Annotated in this window: 21 protein-coding genes and 1 pseudogene; 9 read left to right on the top strand and 13 right to left on the bottom strand. The window is 66.5% G+C overall.

Annotated elements, in window-relative coordinates; translation table 11 throughout:
* Positions 1 to 99 precede the first annotated feature (99 nt).
* Positions 100 to 420 carry a GYD domain-containing protein gene (locus QFZ61_RS16800; protein WP_307037906.1) on the top strand — a complete coding sequence of 107 codons (321 nt, stop codon included), beginning with the start codon at positions 100 to 102 and terminating at the stop codon, positions 418 to 420.
* 7 nt (positions 421 to 427) lie between these two features.
* Here QFZ61_RS16800 and QFZ61_RS16795 read toward each other — a convergent pair whose 3' ends face one another.
* A complete protein-coding gene (locus tag QFZ61_RS16795) occupies positions 428 to 1,174 on the bottom strand; it encodes a YoaK family protein (RefSeq protein WP_307037905.1) in 747 nt (248 codons plus the stop codon).
* A 125-nt stretch (positions 1,175 to 1,299) separates the two neighbouring features.
* Here QFZ61_RS16795 and QFZ61_RS16790 point away from each other — a divergent pair, with 125 nt between their 5' ends.
* Entirely contained in the window at positions 1,300 to 1,518 is a 219-nt protein-coding gene (locus QFZ61_RS16790; RefSeq protein ID WP_307037904.1) for a hypothetical protein, read from the top strand.
* 15 nt (positions 1,519 to 1,533) lie between these two features.
* Here QFZ61_RS16790 and QFZ61_RS16785 read toward each other — a convergent pair whose 3' ends face one another.
* From QFZ61_RS16785 to QFZ61_RS16775, 3 genes are all read right to left on the bottom strand, one after another.
* Positions 1,534 to 2,118: a histidine phosphatase family protein gene (locus QFZ61_RS16785; RefSeq protein ID WP_307037903.1), complete on the bottom strand. Its 585-nt coding sequence runs from the start codon at positions 2,116 to 2,118 to the stop codon at positions 1,534 to 1,536.
* A 4-nt stretch (positions 2,119 to 2,122) separates the two neighbouring features.
* Positions 2,123 to 2,593: an SRPBCC domain-containing protein gene (locus QFZ61_RS16780; RefSeq protein WP_307037902.1), complete on the bottom strand. Its 471-nt coding sequence runs from the start codon at positions 2,591 to 2,593 to the stop codon at positions 2,123 to 2,125.
* Between the two features lie 80 nt (positions 2,594 to 2,673).
* Entirely contained in the window at positions 2,674 to 3,705 is a 1,032-nt protein-coding gene (locus QFZ61_RS16775; RefSeq protein ID WP_307037901.1) for a LacI family DNA-binding transcriptional regulator, read from the bottom strand.
* Between QFZ61_RS16775 and QFZ61_RS16985 the strand changes: the two are divergent.
* The 5 genes and pseudogenes from QFZ61_RS16985 to QFZ61_RS16755 form a co-directional block, all read left to right on the top strand.
* Positions 3,668 to 4,621: pseudogene (locus QFZ61_RS16985) on the top strand (MFS transporter); the annotation flags it as partial. The gene QFZ61_RS16775 and the pseudogene QFZ61_RS16985 sit on opposite strands and share 38 nt — an antisense overlap.
* A complete protein-coding gene (locus tag QFZ61_RS16770) occupies positions 4,605 to 5,336 on the top strand; it encodes an MFS transporter (RefSeq protein WP_307038287.1) in 732 nt (243 codons plus the stop codon). The pseudogene QFZ61_RS16985 and the gene QFZ61_RS16770, both read left to right, overlap by 17 nt.
* Positions 5,333 to 6,751, top strand: coding sequence for an amidase (locus QFZ61_RS16765; RefSeq protein WP_307037900.1), 1,419 nt, complete (start codon positions 5,333 to 5,335; stop codon positions 6,749 to 6,751). The genes QFZ61_RS16770 and QFZ61_RS16765 overlap by 4 nt, the downstream gene beginning before the upstream one ends.
* A gap of 106 nt (positions 6,752 to 6,857) precedes the next feature.
* Entirely contained in the window at positions 6,858 to 8,291 is a 1,434-nt protein-coding gene (locus QFZ61_RS16760) for a TIGR00366 family protein (protein WP_307037899.1), read from the top strand.
* Complete coding sequence (locus QFZ61_RS16755; RefSeq protein WP_307037898.1) at positions 8,284 to 9,627, top strand: amidase; 1,344 nt, start codon at positions 8,284 to 8,286, stop codon at positions 9,625 to 9,627. The genes QFZ61_RS16760 and QFZ61_RS16755 overlap by 8 nt, the downstream gene beginning before the upstream one ends.
* A gap of 13 nt (positions 9,628 to 9,640) precedes the next feature.
* On the opposite strand, the gene QFZ61_RS16750 is transcribed toward QFZ61_RS16755, so the two are convergent.
* The 4 genes from QFZ61_RS16750 to QFZ61_RS16735 form a co-directional block, all read right to left on the bottom strand.
* Positions 9,641 to 10,735, bottom strand: a complete 1,095-nt coding sequence (locus tag QFZ61_RS16750) for a glycerophosphodiester phosphodiesterase family protein (protein WP_307037897.1) — start codon at positions 10,733 to 10,735, stop codon at positions 9,641 to 9,643.
* Between the two features lie 25 nt (positions 10,736 to 10,760).
* Positions 10,761 to 11,513 (bottom strand): DinB family protein, encoded by a 753-nt coding sequence (locus QFZ61_RS16745; RefSeq protein WP_307037896.1) that lies wholly within the window; start codon positions 11,511 to 11,513, stop codon positions 10,761 to 10,763.
* 46 nt (positions 11,514 to 11,559) lie between these two features.
* Entirely contained in the window at positions 11,560 to 12,222 is a 663-nt protein-coding gene (locus QFZ61_RS16740; protein WP_307037895.1) for a thymidylate kinase, read from the bottom strand.
* 312 nt (positions 12,223 to 12,534) lie between these two features.
* Positions 12,535 to 13,428, bottom strand: coding sequence for a potassium channel family protein (locus QFZ61_RS16735; protein WP_307037894.1), 894 nt, complete (start codon positions 13,426 to 13,428; stop codon positions 12,535 to 12,537).
* A gap of 104 nt (positions 13,429 to 13,532) precedes the next feature.
* Between QFZ61_RS16735 and QFZ61_RS16730 the strand changes: the two genes are divergently transcribed.
* On the top strand, positions 13,533 to 14,225 hold the full coding sequence (locus QFZ61_RS16730) for an LmeA family phospholipid-binding protein (protein ID WP_307037893.1): 693 nt from the start codon (positions 13,533 to 13,535) through the stop codon (positions 14,223 to 14,225).
* A gap of 250 nt (positions 14,226 to 14,475) precedes the next feature.
* Here the strand turns inward: QFZ61_RS16730 and QFZ61_RS16725 are convergent, their stop codons facing one another.
* Positions 14,476 to 15,063 carry a TetR/AcrR family transcriptional regulator gene (locus QFZ61_RS16725; protein ID WP_307037892.1) on the bottom strand — a complete coding sequence of 196 codons (588 nt, stop codon included), beginning with the start codon at positions 15,061 to 15,063 and terminating at the stop codon, positions 14,476 to 14,478.
* Positions 15,064 to 15,175: 112 nt separating this feature from the next.
* On the opposite strand from QFZ61_RS16725, the gene QFZ61_RS16720 reads away from it, so the two are divergent.
* Positions 15,176 to 15,670: a VOC family protein gene (locus QFZ61_RS16720; protein ID WP_307037891.1), complete on the top strand. Its 495-nt coding sequence runs from the start codon at positions 15,176 to 15,178 to the stop codon at positions 15,668 to 15,670.
* 18 nt (positions 15,671 to 15,688) lie between these two features.
* Here the strand turns inward: QFZ61_RS16720 and QFZ61_RS16715 are convergent, their stop codons facing one another.
* From QFZ61_RS16715 to QFZ61_RS16700, 4 genes are all read right to left on the bottom strand, one after another.
* On the bottom strand, positions 15,689 to 16,639 hold the full coding sequence (locus QFZ61_RS16715; protein WP_307037890.1) for an IS481 family transposase: 951 nt from the start codon (positions 16,637 to 16,639) through the stop codon (positions 15,689 to 15,691).
* 93 nt (positions 16,640 to 16,732) lie between these two features.
* Positions 16,733 to 18,352: an alpha-amylase family glycosyl hydrolase gene (locus tag QFZ61_RS16710; protein WP_307037889.1), complete on the bottom strand. Its 1,620-nt coding sequence runs from the start codon at positions 18,350 to 18,352 to the stop codon at positions 16,733 to 16,735.
* A gap of 11 nt (positions 18,353 to 18,363) precedes the next feature.
* A complete protein-coding gene (locus QFZ61_RS16705) occupies positions 18,364 to 19,290 on the bottom strand; it encodes a carbohydrate ABC transporter permease (protein ID WP_307037888.1) in 927 nt (308 codons plus the stop codon).
* On the bottom strand, positions 19,287 to 20,297 hold the full coding sequence (locus QFZ61_RS16700; protein ID WP_307037887.1) for a carbohydrate ABC transporter permease: 1,011 nt from the start codon (positions 20,295 to 20,297) through the stop codon (positions 19,287 to 19,289). The genes QFZ61_RS16705 and QFZ61_RS16700 overlap by 4 nt, the downstream gene beginning before the upstream one ends.
* Positions 20,298 to 20,384: the final 87 nt, after the last annotated feature.

Below are 20,384 nucleotides of genomic sequence, written 5' to 3'. Positions count from 1 at the left end.
CTACGCTGTGCGCGACGGCCCCACTCCGGGGACCGCTCCAGGACCCTCCTTCGCTGGGATGGGTGCCCGTGTCCTGGACATCACGGGACGGGAAACACCATGAGCAAGTATCTGTTTGAAGCGAATTACGTGGGCGACGGAATCAAGGGACTGATGCGCGAAGGGGGCACCAAGCGGCGTGACGCCCTGGTGGACGCCCTCGAGTCCGTCGGTGGATCGCTTGAGTGCTTCTATTACGCCTTCGGGGACACCGACGTCCTCGGCGTCTTCGATGTTCCGGGCACCGCCGCCGCCGCGGCCCTCTCCCTGATGATCAACTCCACCGGCAACGTGGACGTGCGGTTGAGGCCGCTGATGACCGTGGAAGACCTCGACGAAGCGGCCAAGAAGACACCGTCCTACCGGGCCCCCGGGCGGTAGCCCGGATTTAGCGGCCGGAGGCCGCCGCCGTCGCAGGCCCTGCGGCGGCGGCCTCTTCGACCTCTTCGCCCCGGGCCTGCTTCCGGGCGATCCCGCCCGCCACCGCTACCCCGAGCGTGAGCAGCGCGGTCAGCAACACCCCAAGCCCCGGATGCATATGCAGCAGCGCGGCGCCCACGGTGGCGCCGCACAGGATCAGCACCACGGCGCCCAGCCGGCGTCCGCCGTGCGCGCCGGATCCGCCGCCGAGCCGGGAATCCGCGGCCAGGCCGGTCAGCGTCGAGGTCACCACCACCGTGGTGACATCCTTGACGGCCAGGTGCCGGGCGGTGGCCGCCTGGATTCCCATCGCGACGGCGAGGGCTCCGGTGATCGCCAGGGTGACGGGGTCGCCGGCGTGCGGGGCGTGGAGGAACAGGACGACGGCGACGGCGGCCATGGTGGCACCGACGGCGGTGAGTAGGGCCGTGGTCCGCCGGCTCCAGCCCGCGGCTTCGGGCCGCAGGGCGCGGCCGGCGATCACGGCGCCGAGCATGAAGCAGGCCAACGCAATGGACGGGCCCACCACGGGCAGGTTGTCCGCGCCGATCAGGGCCATGCCAAGGATCACCACGTTACCGGTCATGTTGCCGGTGAAGACCCGGTCCAGGCCGAGGTAGCCCACAGCGTCGATCACCCCGGTGGAGAACGTCAGCACCAGCATCAAGATCAGGTGCAACCGGGCCGGTTCGGCGGACTTTAATCGTTTAAGCATGGGTCATCTTTCGTTGCTGGATCCCGGCAGTGGATGGCGTGCTGAGCTGGCATGCCAGCCAGAGGAGATCGGCGTCGCGGTGTACCGGACCTACCATACTCACGCCACAGGGTAGTCCCGCGGCGGTGGCCAGCGGGAGGGTGACCGCCGGGAGCCCGGCGATGCCTGCGATGCAGGTCAGCTGCATGGTGGCCCGGCGCACGGCCTCGGTGGAGCGCCGCAACAAGAATTACGGCGACTGCAATGGCGCCCAGCGAGACGAGGGCGGCAAGAGCTGCCAGGGAGAGCGCGAGGCCGGCCATACCCTGATTATCGGCCCCGACGTCACTCTGAGGGCGGCCTGAGGGCGGCGTTTGTCGTCAGAGCGCGTCGGCGGTGCTCAGCCGTTCCCCATTGAGGTACTCGAGCTGCCAGCCGTCGACGGCGTGGTGGTGGGCCAGGTTCAGCACGGCGTTGTCGATGCTCGGTAGCGGGCGGCCGGCTGCCCGGCTGAGGCTCACCCGGAGCAGCGACCCGTGCGTCACCACCAGGACGCGGCAACCGCGGTACTCCTCCGCCAGTTCTTCCAGCACCGCCAGCCCGCGGTTCGCGGCGTCGGCTTCGCTCTCGGCCCCGCGGAATCCGCCGGGGATCCGCAGCTTATCGAGCTCGGGCCCGTCCTGCATGCCTTCCGCCGGGCCGTAGGAGCGCTCTGTCAGCTCCGGCACGCGTCGGGCCACGCTGAGTCCCAGCCCGGCGGCGATCAGGTCGGCCGTTTCCGCGGCCCGGCTCAACGGCGAGGACACGACGGCGTCCCAGCCGGAGCCGGACAGGGCGGCGACGGCGTCCCGCGCCTGCGCCCGGCCGACGTCGTTCAACGGAATGTCGGTGGATCCCTGAAGCCTGCGCTCCGCATTCCAGTCCGTCTGGCCGTGGCGGATGAGGGCGAAGGTTGTGAGGGTCATGCCTCTATTCTGCCTTGTCCCGCAGGACCGCCTGCAGTTTCTCAAGTGACTCGGTCCAGCCGCTGCGGTGCAGCGCGAGCCGTTCCTCCGTCAGGAAGGGCCCCTGCGAGAGCACCACCCGCGTGCCGTCGTCGGCGCCCAGGAGCGAGAGGTCGACGACGGTGTCCCGGTCATCGGGTGCGGGCTCCTCCCAGCGAAACGTGTACACCAGGCGCCAGGGCGGGTCGATCTCCAGGAACTCGCCGGAGAGGTGGAACGGTTCGCCCTCCGGCGGCGCCATCCGGAACCGGTACCGGCCGCCTTCGGTGAGGTTCAGTTCGACGGCGGGGATGGTGAAGCCGTGCGGACCCCACCACTTCTCCAGTTCGGCCGCATCGGTCAGCATTCGGAAGACTTCCTCCGGACCGGCCTCGAGCGTGTACTCCAGATTCAGGGCCAGACCGCTGTGCTCTTCGTTCACGCTTTCCTTATGCATCGTTCCACTCTGGCATCGCGGGGACGCTGACGGAAGTGCACGACCGATGGCCTTCCGGATGCTCGGGCAGCGGGACGTTGCTACGAATGCGGGGAGGGCCGGCTCGAAGCGCGGACGATCAGCTGAGGCGTCAGTTGCTCGCTTTGGGGCCTTTCGCCCTGCATCCGCTGCACCAGCAGTTCAAAGGATCGGTGGCCCATATCGTGCATGGGTGATCGCACGGTAGTGAGCGGGATGGTCATCTCGGCAGCCAGGGGAGTGTCGTTGAAACCTACGACCGCGACGTCGTCGGGAACCGTCAAGGCGTTATCCCGCAATGTTCCCAGCGCGCCGATGGCGGCGAAGTCGTTTGTAGCGAAGATTGAGTCAGGACGGTACCCCGAGGCCAGAATTTCCTCGGTTGCTTTCCTGCCTCCCGCGGCGTCGAAGGGTCCGTAGACGATGCGGCTTTCGGGGACCTCCAGGCCTGCCTCGCGGAAGCCGTCCACCAGTCCTCGGACCCGGTCGGCGGCAGTGGAGGCGAAAGGCAGGCCGGCGAGGACGGCGACGTTCCGCCGTCCGGTGGCAATCAGGTGCTCGGCAACCAGCCGCCCGCCCTGATAGTCATCGCAGGTGACGGAGGTGTGTCCTGCAGTGCGGCGGCTGACGAGAACAAGCGGAACCGCACGTTCTTCCAGTTCAGCAAGGAACGGGTCTTCCAGGTGGGCGTCACCGAAGATCAGGCCTCCGACGCGGCGCTCAAGCATCATGGCCGTCCGGGCCTGCCGGTTTTCGTCGATGTCCAGGGAGTTGGTGACAAAGGTCGAATATCCCAGCTGGATTGCTGCTTCTTCAATCCCCTCATAGATCGTGGCCAGCACGAAGTCCTGAAGGCGCGGAACGATCACGCCCACCAGGTTGGACTTGGCGGTCCGGAGATTCGAAGCATAGACGTTCCGGCGATAGCCACGGCTGCGCGCAAGGTCCCTGATCCGCTCGACAGTTTCCGGTGAAGCCCACCGCGCAACGTCACCGTCCGTGGCATTCAGGACGCGGGAAACCGTGGACGCGTGCACCCCCGTCTCCGCTGCGATCATGCGCAGCGTGATCGGGCGGCCGTGGGCATCAACCAAGGTCCCGCCTCCTGAAATCGTTCGATTGGGAACAAGTCCAGCGTACCCGAGCAGCACAATCGTTTGTCTTCATAGTGCACAAACGATTGCGCAACCCCGGGAGCAGGTGTTACCGTCTTTCCGTAATCCACGTCACAGTCCCGGTTCTGTCCTTTCGACGGCAGCACTCGCTGCGTCCCACACAGTCCTTGCGGGAATGGAGCCGAGGTGCCAGGCATCGCCCTCGCGCCGCAAAGGAGAAAGGCACGCCCGTATGGGTCCCCAAAACACTGCCGCCGTATCTGCCCGACAGGTGGCCGCCGCTAAGTCCATCCGGCCGAACTACCGGCACACAATCTTTGCCCTGGTCGTCATCATCACCGTCATCAACTACGTTGACCGCGGGGCGATTTCCTACTCCGCCAATCCCATGATCACCGAATTCGGTCTGGACAAGATCGAGTGGGGACAGGTTCTTGGGTACTTCGGATACGGGTACATGGCAGGAGCCCTGGTCGGTGGAGCACTCGCCGACCGGAAGGGTCCGCGCTGGGTCTGGATCTGGGCCGTCTTGCTCTGGTCCGTCTTTGAAATCGGAATGGCCTTCGCCGGAAACATCGGCATTGCGCTGTTCGGAGGATCGGCCATCGCGGGCTTCGCGGTCTTCCGGGTGCTCTTCGGCGTCGCGGAGGGCCCCACGTTTTCAACCATCAACCGCACCATGGCGAACTGGGCCACGGTGCGCGAACGTGGCTTCGCCGCGTCACTGGGCCTGCTGGGGACTCCGCTGGGTGCGCTTCTGGCCGCGCCCATCGCCGTCCTGCTGCTGACCGTCACGGGCAGCTGGCGCTGGATGTTCATCATCCTCGGCCTGCTGGGCCTGGTCTGGCTCGTTTTCTGGCGGCGGGGCCTTCACGGACCTGCCGGAGGACAATCCCCGCGTCTCACCGGAGGAAGTAGCCCTTATCCGCAGCACCGACGGCATGCTCGCCGAGGAACGCAGCCTTGCCACGGAAGAAGAGAAAGTGCCGTGGTGGTACTTCTTCAAGAGCCGCACCCTGGTGTGCAACGCCCTCGGATACTTCGCCTTCCAGTACGTGAACTTCATGATCCTGACGTGGACGCCGAAGTACCTGCAGGACCAGTTCGGCTTCAATCTCGGTTCGCTTTGGTACCTGGGCATGATTCCCTGGATCGGTTCCTGCTTCACCGTGCTCTTTGGCGGAAAGATCTCCGACTGGCTGCGCCGGCGCACCGGAAGCCTCTGGAGCGCACGCAGTGGATTCGCTGCTGTGTCGCTGCTGCTGACCACGCTGTGCTTCTGCCTGATCCCGATGGTCCACAGCGTCTGGGCGGTTCTGTTGATCATGGCAATCGGCAACGCGTTGAACTCGCTGCCCAATGCCGTCTACTGGATCGTCATCATCGACACCGCCCCCTCCCGCGCCGGCACCTTCGGCGGCATCAGCCACTTCATTACCAACATCGCCACCATCGTCGCGCCCACTCTCACCGGTTTCCTGGTCGCGCTCCACGGTTACAACTCGATGTTCATCGCCACCGCGGTGGCAACCGGAATCGGCATGCTGGCCATGGTATTCGTCAAGCCCGGCGTCCGTACGAAGCGTCAGCCGACCGGGATAAGCGCATGAGCACAATGCAGTCGTTAGTTGCGGCAGGCCCCTTCGGTGCCACTTCCGTCGTCGAGGTCGCCGCCCGGCTACGGCGCCGCGAAATCACCGCCCAGAAACTCACAGAACAGGCCCTCAGCGCGGCACACCAGCTCAATCCCGCGCTCAACTGCTTCGTCACCATTGACGATGAAGGCGCCAAACGGGCCGCCCAGCAGGCGGACCGGGAACTGGAGTCCGGTCTTGACCGCGGCCCGCTCCATGGCATTCCCGTAGGCGTCAAGGACATGATCGCCACCTCGGGGCTGCGCACCACCATGGGCTCCCGCCACTTCAGCGACCACATTCCGACGGCGGACGCGGAGGTGGTCACGTCGCTGCGCAACTGCGGCGCGGTGATTATCGGCAAGACCCAGACGCACGAGTTCGCCTACGGTCCGACCAGCGACCGCGCTGCCACCGGCCCGGCCCGCAATCCCCACGACCTGCAACGGATGACCGGAGGATCAAGCGGGGGATCGGGGGCTGCCGTGGCGGCGGGCATCGTGCCCATCGCCCTGGGAACCGACACCGGAGGCTCGGTGCGGGTACCGGCAGCGTTGTGCGGGATTGTCGGCCTGAGGCCTACCCAAGGGGCGTTGAGTTCGACAGGGGTCTTCCCCTTGTCACCCGCCATGGACATCGTCGGTCCTTTGGCCGCCACCGTCGCTGATGCCGCCGCCGCCTGGTGGGCTCTCTGCGCGAAACCCGACTACGCCGGTACCGTCACTCCGCCGTGGAGCGCGTATCCCACTCCGGACCGTTCCCGCGGGCTCGCGCTCAGGTTCGGCGAGCTGGCCTGCGAGCTGACCCGGAAGACCTCCGACGTCGTGCAGGAGGCCGCGCAGTACGCAATCCGCGCTCTGAGCGGCTCAGGCGCCGGCGTCCCCACCGTCGGCGTGCCTGAAATCGACGAATGCCTCGACCCGTACGGGATCATCCAGTCCGCGGAAGCCTATGCGATCCACGCGGAAAGGGTTCAACAGGCGCCGGAGTTGTTTGACGCGGAAGTCCTGGACCGGCTCAGGGCCGCTGCGGAGGTGCGCGGCTGGGAGTACGTGCAAGCGCTTCAAACACGGAACCGCCTTCGGTCAGCCGTACTGCAGAGGCTCGCGTCCGTGGACATCGTGATCATGCCGACGGTACCCATCGAAGCCCCGGCCATCGGACAGCGCGAGCTCGACGGCCAGGCAGGCTGGACAAGCCCACGGGCTGCCCTGCTGTCGATGACCTCACCCTGGAGCGTGCTGGGCTTTCCGGCCGTCAGCGTCCCCGTTCCGGGCACAGGCGCGGAACTGCCGCGATCCGTCCAACTCGTGGGCAAACCCGGGCACGAACACCAACTCCTCGACGCGGCGGCGGCGCTGGAAGGAAGCCTCAAGGCCTCCGATGGTTAGCGTCCGCACTTTTCAGTTTCCACGCCAAGGACACTTTGCCCGCTGCTGCGTCCTGCTCCAGCCGTATATCCCAGCCGTAAATCCCAGCCTTAACTAAGGAATAGCCATGTCATCATCTGTGCCGCAGGCCGACGCCGGAGCAAAGACCCCCGAAATTCGTCGAAGGAACCTTATTCAGCGGTTCACGGACCTCTGTGTGCGGTACGTGGAGCGGTTCATGCCGGACCCGTACCTCTTCGCCGTCATCCTGACCCTCGTCGTCGTGGTCATGATCCTGCTGTGGGTCCCCAACGCGTCCGGCGCCGGCATCATCCAGAGCTGGTACCAGGGTGTCTGGGGAACCAACAACATCTTCACCTTCGCGCTCCAGATGGTGCTGATCCTGGTCAGCGGCTACACGCTGGCGGAGGCGCCGGTGGTGAAGAAGGGCCTGAACTGGCTTGCTTCCAAGCCGCGGAACCAGGTTGAGGGAGCCCTGCTCTGCTTCGGCGCCGCCGCCGTCGCCAACCTGCTGAACTGGGGCCTTGGCCTGGTGGTCGGTGCGCTGCTGGGCCGGCGTATCTTTGCCCGGCTGTCCAACGCCAACTTCGGCTACATGATCGCCGCCGGCTACATGGGCTACATGCTGTGGACGAACGGTCTTTCCAGCTCGATCGCCCTGGCCAACACGGACACTACGAGCAAGTTGAACGTCATCTACACGCTGACGCACCAGGTGGTTCCGCTGGACCTGACCATCCTCCAGCCCTACAGCTGGGTGACGGTGCTCGTCGCCATCGCAGCCCTGGCCCTGCTCATCTGGAAGATGGCCCCGCACGAGACCGACGACGTCGACCGCGACGCGCTGCTCGCGGCCGAACCTGCCGAAGCTCCCCGCGAGGACAGGCCGCGGACCTTCGCGGACCGCCTTGAGGGTCTCTGGATCCTGAACGTGGCGCTGTTCCTTGCCGGTGCAGCATATTTTGTGATCAGCGGCTTCGCGCTCAACATTTCCTCCATGGTCATGCTGTTCACTATTCTGGCCGCCGCGCTGCACGGCACTCCGATCCGTTTCATCCGCGCCTTTACCGAGGCGGCCAAGACCTGCGGCCCGCTTCTGCTGCAGTACCCGCTGTACGGCGGCATCGTGGGTCTGCTGGCGTATGCTCCGAACCAGAACACCCACCCGCTTCAGGTGGTCATCTCCTCCGCCATCGTTGCCGGGGCATCGGTGGCGACCCTTCCCTTCCTGAACTTCCTCGGCTCCATCATCATCTCGCTCTTTATCCCGTCCGGCGGCGGCCACTGGGCCGTTCAAGGACCGATCGCCGTCGAAACTGCCCTTCAGCTGGGTCAGAACTCGCCCACCTACCTGGGCAAGATTTCCATGTCGGTCGCGGCGGGTGAAGCCGTGGCCAACATGATCCAGCCCTTCTGGCTGCTGCCGGTGCTGGCCATCGCGAAGCTCAACGTCCGCAAGGTCATGGGCTACACCGTGGCCGCCTTCCTGGTCGGCTTCGTGGTCTTCGGCATCGCCATGCTGATTGTTCCATATGTCTAAGCCGGCCCAGCCCGCGGCCGGGGCGGCCGAAGCCCCGGGCAAGGCGATCCTGGCAGCAATCGCCTCCGGGCGAAGGACCGTTTCCGAGACGGCCCGCGAATGCCTGGACACGATCCAGGCCCGGGAGCCGGACATCAAGGCGTTCGTGCACCTGGACCCGGAGGCCGTGCTCGCGGAGGCAAGGGAACTCGACCGCATCCCACCGGGGGATAGGGCAAAGCCCCTGCTCGGGCTGCCGGTCGGCGTCAAGGACCTCATCGACACCGCAGACCAGCCCACCGAATACGGCTCGAGGCTGTTTGCCGGTCATCGTCCCGCGGGCGACGCAGCCGTGGTGCGGAAGCTGCGGGACGCGGGAGCGCTGCCCGTCGGCAAGACCGTGACGACGGAGTTCGCCTGCTTCAGCCCCGGCCCGACACGAAACCCGCGCGACCTGCAGCGCACTCCCGGTGGCTCCTCGAGTGGCTCGGCGGCGGCCGTTGCCGCGGGGATGCTTCCGGTTGCGCTCGGGACCCAGACGGCTGGTTCCGTTATCCGGCCGGCGTCGTTCTGCGGCATCGTCGGGTTCAAGCCCACCTTTGGTGCGATTGACCGGACCGGAGTGTTCCCGATCAGCGAAACCCTGGACACCGTGGGGCTGCTCAGCCGCAGCGTTGCCGACATTTCGGTGGTCTTTGACGTGGTCCGGGCCGGTTCCTCCCGCAGCGATGCACAGGCCGGTGCCGGCGCAGGCGCGACGGTGAGTCCGGGCGGGACGAAACCCGTGAGGCTCGGATTCGCCCGACCCGTTGAATGGGACAGGGCGGACCCGGAGACCCGCGCAGGCCTGGAAGCCTTGAAGCTCCAGCTGATGGACAGCAACACCCAGGTCGTGGAAACCAGCCTTCCGGCCGAATACGACGGCCTGACCGCCGCCCAGTCCCTCATCATGGACTTCGAAGTCAGCAAGGCGCTGATGAGCCGCTGCGAGAAGAATCCGGAACTGGTGAGCAGCAGCCTGATGGAGGTCCTGAAACGCGGCGCAGCCATCTCGGCGTCGGACTACTCCGCCGCCCTGGAACTGGCCGACAAGTGCAGGGCCATGCTGCCCGAGGTCTTCGGGGCAATCGACGCCGTCGTGGTCCCGGCCGTGATCGGTGAAGCGCCGATGGGACTGCAGGCCACAGGAGACCCCCTGTTCGGCCGTTCGTGGACGCTGCTCCACTGTCCTGCCATCTCGCTTCCCCTTCTGGAGGGACCTAACGGACTGCCGGTTGGTGTCCAGCTGGTTGGCAACCTTCACCGGGACGATGACCTGCTCAGGACGGCCCAGAGCCTGATGGACTGGAGCCGCTGAGAACGCAGCGGGCCTAAACCTTGGGCGGGTAAGCCGTCGGGAGCTCCAGTCCGCGTTCTTGCATCACCGTGCGCAGCCGGCTGGGGTAGTCGGTGATGATGCCGTCCACGCCGAGGTCCATCAGCCGCTTCATGTCGTCGGTGCTGTTGACGGTCCACGGGATGACCTGCAGTCCCAGCTTGTGGGCGTCGGTAACCATGCCGGGCGTGACGGAGCTGAATTCGGGGGAGATGGCGCCATAGCCCTGGGCGGCGGCCGCGGCTGCCAGCGAACCGCCGTAGCTATCGATGTCGATGCCGCGGAGGTTGGGACTGGCGCCGTCCCGGCCGACCTCCAGCCAGGCGTCGCCGACAGACAGGGCCACGAGCGGCAGGTCCGGGGCGAGCCGTTTGGCCAGGTTCAGTGCGGACCAGTCGAACGACTGCAGGGTGCTGCGCCCGGCCATGCCGGAGGCCTGGATCTCGGTGACGACGGCCTTGGTCAGGGCCACCATGCCGTCGCCGCCGGCCTTCCCGTCCTCGACTTTGGTCTCGATGTTGAAGCGCACCTTCTCGGCTCCGGCGTCGCGCACCAGCTGGAACAGGTCCTTGAGCTCAGCGATGCGGTTGCCCTTGATGACGTCCTGCTCCGGGAAGCCCCGGAGCTGGGCGTAGCCGCAGTCCAGCGTCTTAACCTGCGCCAGCGACAGGCCGGCGACCCGGTCGCTGACGTACGGGAAGGCGGCGTCGCCCGGTGTGACCGGCGTGGTGTCCTGGCACTTGTCGGCCTGGATGGTGTCGTCGTGCCAGACGACGATTTTGCCGTCAGTTGTCAGGTGCGTGTCCAGTTCTAAGGTGGTTACGCCCAGCTTCAGTGAATTCGCGAATGCGGCCAGGGATTCCTCGGTCCATTCACCGCGACCCCCGCGGTGCGCCTGCAGGTCGAGCGGGCCGCTGCGCGCGCCGGCGCTGGCGCTCGCTGTGCCGTCCGCTGCAGGGGCCGACGACGGCGGGGAGGCCCCGCCGTCGTTGCGTGAAGTGGCGACAAAGAGGCCGGCCAGAACAACAATGAGCGCGGCCGCCGCGGCAATCAGAATCCTTCGCCTCGTGATGGTTCCTCCCTGGGTCACAGGTCCTGCGTTGCGCCGGCTCACCCTAGCTCTGCGTCTGGACGGCGTCCAGGTCACGGACAGCGTAACGGAGGTGCTCCCACTCCTCGTTGAGGATGGTGTGCAGACACGACAGGACGCTCACCGGCATGTCCGGGGCCCACGGATTCCAGCGGGCTGCGGATAACTCCGCCTGGGTGACGACGGCGAGGTAGTCGCGGACCATGGTTTGCCGGGCTGCCCGGACTTCAAGAACTTCCGCGTACGACGGCGTTTGCGTGGCGAAGACCGACAGATCGTAGCCGTCCGTCTCGTACTCCGCGTTGGGCTGCCCAATCGGGTGATACGGCTGCTCGAGCTCCATAATGCCCCGTCCCAGCCAGGTGTCCGTGGCCATCACCAGGTGGCGCAGCGTCTGGGCGAAGGACCACTCGCCGTCCACCGAGACATCGACCGTGCCGGCCGGCATCGCGGCGACCCGCTGCACCGTGGCCTGCCAGGTCTGCTCCAGCACGGCCCAGGCGGCGCGCAGCCCGTCCGGATCCTTGGCGAGTCTGTCTCCGCGGCCGGGGAAGCGGCGGTTGAGTTCCGCCTCCACGAAAGGGACCACGTCGACGCCGTTGACGCGCAGGCGGCTCCCGCTATCCACCAGCCACGGCGCATCGATGTCCGCCCCGGCGGCGTCCACCGCGCGCATCACTGCACCGGACAGGTCCGACCGGACGAACCGCGCGCCGCGCAGGTTCACGTCGGTGAAGGTCGCGCCCTGGAGGTCGTCGGACTGGTCGAAAGCTGCCATGCCGGACACTTTGCCACGAACGGCGCCGGTCGCACAGCAGTTGCCCTCAGCTCCGAGGCACCCGGCCCGTCGCGACTAGCTCCCGCCAAAGGTCCTCAACAATCTGCTCCGGGGACTGCCCGGCGTCGATCCTGACAAAGGAGGGAAAGTCGTCAAGCTCCCGGTAGCCCTTGTCGAAGTCCTCGAGAGTCTCGAGGTCTTCGGTATCGGTAGCCCGCTTGAAGATTCTGGTGAGGGCAAGATGAGCCGGCACATCGAAGTAGAACACGACGTCCGGGCGGGGGAGTAACCGCAGCAACCACGGCAGTAGCTGTCCCGGGCTCAGGCCCTTGACCCGTTTGAGGGCGAGTTGGCAGTAGAGGTAGCGGTCCATGATGACGATGCCGGGGAAATACGCGGCGCGCAGCTGGGAGACCAGCACGTTGACGCAGCGGATGGTCGTTTCTGCTACGTCCTGCAAGCTGCTCGGGACCTTGAGGCCCAGGCGGTCGCTCCAGGCGATCATCCTGCTGCGTCCGCAGGGATTCATCGTGTAGATCGCAGGACGCCCGGCCGCGTCGAGCTGCCGGGCCAACAGTCTCCCCGCCGTCGACTTTCCTGCGCCGTCAATGCCGGCAAGGACAATGATCAGCGCGCGGCGCCGTCGTGCCGGACGGGGATACGCGGATGTGTCGATCGTTGCGACACTGTGGACGAGGGGAGCGTTCATAGGGACCTGCTTCCAGTCAGTGACTCACCAACTGGAGGTCTCTCCCGGCCGCGATGAGCGGCCCTGCCCGCCGGAGAGTACTGGGACTCCCGTATTGACGACGGACTGGATGGGGGATACTCCCCTCCGTATTCAACTAGTGAAGCACACTTCACCTTCGGACGGGAAGAGCCGCGAACTAGACCCTACTTCGACGCTAGGGAAGGCGGGCGTCGAGTTTCACGCCGCCGCAGCAACGCCGCGTTGCTCTATCAGTTGTAGCTGCTATCGGGACCCGATGACGGCTACGAGTGATAGCGCAACGGATAGATGCTAGTGCGAGCCCGGTTCCCCACCCCGCAGGTGCCGGTGGTGCAGCTCGTAGCTGCCGAAGACATCAGAAGACGTCTCTCCCGAATGGCCGAACTTGCCGCGAAGGACGTCCGCGAGCCCGTCGAGCGCCGCGGCAAGAATCCGTCCGGCGAACTGCAGTTCAGGGTTGTCGCTGCGCTGGGCCTGGGCTGCCAGCTCCTGAGCGTAGGCGACCGTGTCGGGCAAGGAGCCGCGCTGATCGATTTCACGAAAGTAATAGGTCTCATGGAACGACAGCAGATCAATCCCCACGAGGGCGACGTTTCCGGCCATGGACTCCAGCAGCCTGGCGGCATGACCGGGGTCGAGGGAAAGGACACCCACAGGACCTGCAGCCTCCCTGAACAGGTTCAGCTCGTGGGCAAGGGCCCGACGGCGGTTGAGGGCAGGGTACATCTGCAGGATCCAGGTGACCGTTGCCGTCAGCAAGCCGAAACCGGTGACGGCTTGGAGAGCCACAACCAGCCTGAGCAACGGATGCACCGGCGCGATTTCACCGAAGCCCACAGTGGAAAGCGTGACCAAGGAAAGGTAAAGCGCTTCTGCGAAGTCGCCTCCCTGCGGCACCCCGGCTCCATGGACAAACCCGGTTGTCAGGTGGGGCAAGTACAGCAGGGCCCAGCCGATGGCCGCGAGTGCGGCCCAGGCGCCTATGGCTGCGGCCATGGCGAGAGGTGCTGCGATGGCGGAGCCCCGGCCCCGGAGTTTTCTTGACGCTAGCCAGAATCCCCGCATGATCGCCTTGCCCAGAGGGCCCGAACCGTGGGGATAAAGCAAGGTACGAAAGACGTCCACCAGCATCAGCAGAACCAGCCCGGCCCCTAGAACTGTCCAGAGCGTGTCCTCTAAGTCCATGCCTCATCTTAGGGGTGGCAGTGCTTCGAGACGGTCGCGGACTTTGGGACGTGAAGTGGCGTTGGCGGTTTCGCGCCCCAAGGGCGAACCATCAGAATGTCCTAGTGAACAGGACGCGTGTGAAGGACTGGCTGATTGGGGCTGCGGGGATGCTCCTCCTTCTGGGGGTGGTGGTTGCGATCTTCTGGTTGGCGGTGAGCGGCCCGGCAGATGGGGGCGAGGCAGGGCCTGTGCCGTCACCGCCGGTGGGAGCTGGCCGGGCGCCGGCTAGCCAGCCTCCCGCAGGCCTGCGCGAGGACCAGGTGTGGCTCGGCGACCTTGTACTGGACGCTGGGACGGTAGTGGCCGCCGGCTCGACACTTCGGGACGTTCGGGCCGTCGGGCAGGACGTGGTCACGAGCCCGGACGGAGTGGTCGCTGCACGGCTCGCTGTGGACGCGACCGTGCCGTTCGAGGTCGTCGCCCGCAAGCTCGGTAACGGCAGCGAGGTCCGTTCCGCCGACGGAGGCCAGGCCACAGTGGTTCGCACCGTCCCGGTCCTGGGCCGGGACCTGCGCGTCACCGCCACCGGCACGGTTGAAGCCAAAGCCGGCAAGCTCGTTGTCGAACCACGTTCGATCGATATTGGCGGGCCGGACTTCCTCTCCGCCGCCACTGCCGCCGTCGTGCGCAGGCTCGTGACCATTGAATACGACATCGAGGGTTTGCCTAAGGGCCTCGTACTGCAGGACGTTGCCGTGCAGGGCGACGGCTTCCGCGCCAATCTCCGGGGCGAGGACATCAAGCTCGCCCCGTGACTTCCCCTCGCGACCTTCGTTCAGTCACCTTCGGTGCGTCTCTTCGTTCCAAGCTGTGCCCACGTCGCAGGAGCCCTCGCTCAGAGATCCTGCTGGAGAGTCAACATCACCCAGCGCGCATAGGCCATCGCAGGTTTGGGAGGACTCAGCTCCGGCGCAGTTCCAGAGCGGCTTTGGCGGGGTGTAGCGCCGACTTTGGGGAACCGCCCGGCGTCTCACGTCTTGGGTGTACTGGTTTCCTTGAGAGCGCTCATATGGTGAGGGCCGTCAGGGTGTTAACGATGAGTGACCGGTATGCGGCGGCAGACCAGCCGTGGGTTCGCCGGATGTGCACGACCGTGTCTGCACAGAGGAGAACGTCGGTGACGAGGGTGCGGCGTTCCGGATGCAGACCCTTCGCGAGGAGGCCATCCGCGGCGGCATGGTCCCAGAACGACCGGCATAGCTCGGTGGTGGCGCGGCGCCCGGCCTGAGCGGCTTCGGTGAGCTCCGGCTCAAGACCCTCGGCCTGGGCGGCCACCTCGAACAGCGGCCCTGCACGCTCTGCGATACCGACGGAAACATCGGCGAGGGCCTCGATCCGTTCGGCCAGGGTGGCGGCGGTCATCGCGTCCCGCGAGCGGGGGCGGTGAGCGACATCGACCGGTTCAGCGTCACCCACGAGAGCCTGGTCGATGACACGGATGAACAGGGCCGCCTTCGTCCCGAAGCGAACGTAGACGGTACGGGCGGCGACTCCGGCGTGCTCTGCGATCTGGGCAAGTGTGGTGGCCACGTAGCCCTGCTCGACGAACAGCACGCTCGCGGACTCAATAAGCTGGGCCTCGGTTCGGGCCACTCGTTTGGCTCTCAAGTCCGCTGTGCGGAGAGGAGATCCCTTGACGTCTTCGCTCATAAGATGCAGTCTAACTGTATAGATGCAGTTGAACTGTAATTAGGGAGGATTTCCCATGATTCCGCAACTGGCCGGGGTGCACCACCTCAAGCTGCCCGTCTCAGACCTGGACCGGTCAATCCAGTGGTACGGCTCCCGGCTCGGCTACCAAGTCGTCATCGAGTTCCGCGAGCACGGTCGCCGCACCGGCGTGGTGATGACGCATCCCGACGGCGGGCCTGACCTCGCGCTGAACCTCAACCCGGACCGGGCGAAGGCCTCAGCCGGCTTCGACTACTTCTCCATCGGAGTACCCGACAGGGACAGCATCGAGGCGCTGGCAACCCACCTAAGCAGCCTCGGCGAGGCCCATGCCGGGGTGCACTTCGCCACGATCGGATGGATCCTGCCGATGCTGCACGACCCGGACGGTCACGAGGTTCGGTTCTACTCGGTGGAATCCCACACCGAGATCGACCCGGCTGCGCCGCTTGTCATCGATGACGCCGTCGCGAGTGCGCGGGCCAAGGAGGAGCACTGGCGTGCCGATAAGGCCGCGTCCGGAGCCTAGCTGTACTCGGCCAGCAGGTTAGTTACATCTGCTGATGTGTGCTCGTCCTCCGAGGGCTGCGTGGTTGCGGCGGTGGTTGTAGAAGTCTAGCCAGCCGGTGAGGGCGTGTGTGCGGTGGTCGCTGGAGTCGTAGGCGTTCTTGTAGGCCCAGCCGTCCTGGAGGGTGCGGTTGAACCGTTCGGCTTTGCCGTTCTGCCAGGGGCTGCGCGGTTTCGTTCGGCGGTGTTTGGCGCCCAGGTCGGCCATCACTTTGGCGAAGGCGGCGGACCGGATGTAGGCCAGGGCGTTGTCGGTCATGACTTCCTGCACGGGTGCCCCGTGCGCGGCCATGAACGCCGCAGCGTTGGCCAGGAACCGGGCGCACGTCGGGCCCTTCTCGTCCGGCAAGACCTCGACATAGGCCAGTCGGGAGTGGTCATCGACCGCGACGTGGACGTAGTCGTAGCCCAGTCCGCGGCCTTTCACGGCTTCGGACCGGCCGTGGACCCGCCAGCCGCCTCCCTGCGGGATCTTCCCGAGTTTCTTCACATCAATGTGCAGCAGTTCACCGGCGGTGTCGCGTTCATAGCGGTGGTCGGTGGCGCGGCCGGCCCTGATGCGTTCGCCGCTGATTGGGTCCAGTTCCCACAATCGGGGCAGCCCGGCACGGGCGATGATCCGCGAGACCGTGCGGGCCGGGACCTTGCAGCGTTCGCCGAGCTCGACCGGGCCCTCGCGGTGCTTCACCCGCGCCGCGAGGACCTCGTCGATCTTCGCCTCGGCGGTTGCATGCGGGCACGAAAGCGGACGGGACGAACGATCTTCCATCCCGGCCCAGCCGTGTTCCACATAGCGCCGGAACCACCGGTGCGCGCAGGTACGGGAGACCCCCATTTCCTTCGCCACATGGGCCACGGGACGGCCATCGAGAACACGCTGGACAAGGATGCTTCTTCCGGCAGGAGTCAGCCGGGCGTTACGGTGGACCATGAAGACCTCTTAGTCGTTCGGTGTGTGTGGTAACCACCAACCTAAGAGGTCTTCACCCTTTCAACGTGTAACTAACGTCCTGGCCGAGTACACCTAGCCCCGCAGCACCCAGGCGGCGTTGTTCGGCTGCAGCCAGCCGTCCTGCTCGAGCGGTGCCGCGCTGAGCAGCACCGTGCCGGCCGGCAGTCGCACGGGTTCGTCGCCCATCGCGACGGCGACCAGGAAGTACGGGTTCCGCTCGCAGACCAGCAGGTTCCCGGGCTCGACGCGCCAAGTGCCGCCGTCGTCGGTGGCGAAGACCTCGTTCTTCCATAGCTTCCGGCGCAGCTCCAGCGCCGCCTTTGTCAGGTTCAGCGCGGACCCCGCGTCCTGCTCCTGCAGGTCGACGGCGCGGCCGCCCCAGTTTGCTGGCAGCGGAAGCCACGGCTTGGCAGCGGGAGTATCCAGCGAGAAGCCGTGGTTCAGCGAGGAATCAACAGTCCACGGCAGCGGCACGCGGGCGCCGTCGCGGCAGACGCCGCCGCGGGCCCACATCGGGTCCACCCGTGCCTCCACTGGCACGTCGACCTCGGGCAGCCCGAGCTCCTGCCCCTGGTAGATGTACGCCGGGCCCGGCAGCCCCAGCAGCGCCACCAGCGCCGCACGCGCCCGCTGAGCACCGATCTCACCGCCGCCGAACCGGGTGGCGGAGCGGACAATGTCGTGGTTCTCCAGCGCCCACGTCGGGGTGGCGCCGTGCAGGCGGCGCGCGGCCTCGAGGTCGTTGCCGACGGCGGCCCAGGCTTCCGGGTCCCAGCCGAGCTTCACGAACGCGAACGCGAAGGCCTGCTGCATCTCATCGGAGCGGGTGTAGCGGGCGGCGCGGGCCGGTTCCAGGTTGACCTCGCCCACCAGCAGGCGGTGCGGTTCGTAGTTCTCGGCCAGCGCGCGCCAGCGCCGGTACACGTCGTGGACTTCCTCCTGGTCGGAGACCTGCGGGTTGGACCGCAGCCCGTCCACCACGCCGCCCTCGGACGGCGAGTCGGGGAGCCCCTCGGCCTTGAACAGCGCGTGGGCCACGTCGATCCGCAGCCCGTCCACGCCCTTGTCGAACCAGAAGCGCAGCACGCCGTCGAAGTAGTCACCGACGGCAGGGTTGCGCCAGTTCCAGTCCGGCTGGCCGGCGGAGAAGAGGTGCAGGTACCAGTCGGTGTCTGTCTCGGACGAGGGGTCGGCGCGGCTCCAGGCCCGGCCGCCGAAGACGCTCTGCCAGTTGTTGGGCGGAACGTCGCCGCCGGGGCCGGCCACGAAGTGGAACATCTCCCGTTCCGGCGCGCCCGGCCCGGCCGCGAGGGCCGCCTGGAACAGCGGGTGCTCGGAGGAGCAGTGGTTGGGGACGACGTCGAGCAGGATCCGCAGCCCCAAAGCGTGCGCCTGCTCCAGCAGGGACTCGAACTGCTCCAGCGTGCCGAACAGCGGGTCCACGCCGCAGTAGTCGGTGACGTCGTAGCCCTGGTCTACCTGCGGGGAGGGCTGGAACGGGGTCATCCAGATCCCGTCGACGCCGAGGGCGGCGATGTACGGCAGCCGTGTGGTGAGTCCGGCGAGGTCGCCCACGCCGTCGCCGTCGCCGTCGGCGAAGGAACGCGGGTACACCTCATAGATCACGGCCGTCTCCCACCAGTCGGCGGCCGGCGTCAGCGCGGTTTCCTCAACCAAGGGCGCAGTGCTCATGGACTGAGCGCTCATTTGCTCGCGCCCGCGGTGAGGCCTTCGACGATCCGGCGCTGGAAGATCAGCACCATGATCACCAGCGGCACAGTGACGATCACGCCGGCGGCCATCTGCTCGCCGAACGGCGCCTGGAATTCGGTGGCGCCGGTGAACTTGGAGATCGCGACGGTGGCGGTCTGGATCTTGGGGTCGTTGATCATGGACAGCGCGATGATGAATTCGTTCCAGCTGTGGATGAAGGTCAGGATCGCGGTGGTGAACACGCCCGGCGCGGCGAGCGGCAGCAGCACCTTCCGGAACGCCTGCCACTTGGTGCAGCCGTCGATCATCGCGGCTTCCTCAAGGTCATACGGCAGCGCCTTCATGAACGTGGTGAGGTTCCAGACCGCCAGCGGGATTGCGAAGGACAGGCTGGGTACGATCATGGCCTGGTAGGTGTTGATCCAGCCGATGTCGGTGAAGAGGCGCAGCAGCGGCACCACCACGGAGATACCGGGGAACATCGACGTCGCGATGATGACGCCTAGGATCAGCGACTTGAAGCGGAAGTTCAGCCGGGAGATGGCGTAGGCGGCGAACACGCCCAGCAGCAGCGCGAACACCGTGGTGGTGCCGGCGACGATCAGCGAGTTCAGCAGCGCCTGGCCGAACATGGTGGAACCGTCGAAGACCTTCGTGTAGTTCTCCAGCGAGAACGGCGCCGGCAGCAGGGTGTTGTCGAAGATGTCCGCGGTGCGGCGCAGGCTGGAGACCAGCATCCAGTAGAACGGCGCCAGGCAGTACGCGAAAATCAGCGCCAGGCCAAGGTAGACGCTGTAGGAGCGCCAGGTGCGCTTGGGTTTGCTGGAGCCGCCGACGACGGCAGTGCCCGCATTTTGTGAGCCGGAACCGGGTGCGCCGGAGTCGGCGGCGGCGTTGCGGAGGTCGGAGAGAGTCATCGGGTGGCCTCGGTCTTCTTGGTGCGGGACTTCTTCGTGATCAGCTTCAGTTCCTTGGCGCCGGTAACGTCGGCGCCGAGCACCTTCACAAAGACGATCGCGACGACGGCGACGTACAGGAAGAGCATCACGGCGAACGCGGAGGCGGAGCCGTAGCGCAGCTGGTTGGATTCGTCCCAGGCCAGCATGGACAGGGTCTCCACGGACTCCTTGCCCGGGCCCACCAGCACGAAGGGCAGGTCGAACATCCGCAGCGCGTCGAGCATGCGGAACAGCACGGCCACCAGCAGGGTGGGCTTGACCAGCGGGAGGGTGATGGAGCCGAGCTGGCGCCACCAGCCGGCGCCGTCGATCCGGGCCGCCTCGTAGACCTCACCGGGGATGACCTGCATGCCGGCCAGGACCAGCAGCCCGATAAACGGGGCGGTCTTCCAGACCTCGGCGATGATGACGGCGAACTTGGAGGCGGTGCCCTCGGCGGTCCAGAGGATTTCGCTGCCCAGCAGGGTGTTGGCGATGCCGTCGGACTGGAAGATCCAGCGCCAGAGCAGGCCGGAGACGGCGGTGGGGACGGCCCAGGGGACCAGGATGCTGGCGCGCAAAAAGGATCGGCCGCGGAAGGCGCGGTTCATGGCCAGGGCCAGGCAGAGGCCCAGCACGGTTTCGAGGAACACGGTGGTGAGCGTGAAGAAGGTGGTGTTGGCGAACGCGTTGAGGAAGCGCCGGCCGGATTCGCCGACGAAGAGGTCGGCGTAGTTGGCGAGGCCCACGAAAGCGTCGACGTCGGAGACGAAGCCGTCCGCGTCCAGGCCGGACTCGGCGCGGAACAGGGACTGGTGCACCGCGGAGAGCAGCGGGTAGGCAATCACCAGGGCCAGCACCAGCAGGGTGGGGGAGAGCAGCATCGCGGCCATCCGGCCTTCGCCGGCGGTGCGTTTGCCGCGCCTCCGGGGCTTGCTGGCGTCCGGCGCGGGCTGCAGGCCGGCGGGGGCGGTCGTCGTCGTCATGCTCGGTACCTAACTGGAGTGGAGAGCGGTGGTTCTAAGGGTGTTCAAAACGCCTGGCCGGCCGGTGCAAAACCGGCCGGCCAAGCG

It is taken from the genome of Arthrobacter sp. B3I4 (assembly GCF_030816855.1).
Classification (GTDB): Bacteria; Actinomycetota; Actinomycetes; order Actinomycetales; family Micrococcaceae; genus Arthrobacter.
The sequence above is the reverse complement of the archived record's forward strand: the minus strand, read 5'-3'. Positions and strand labels throughout refer to the sequence as shown.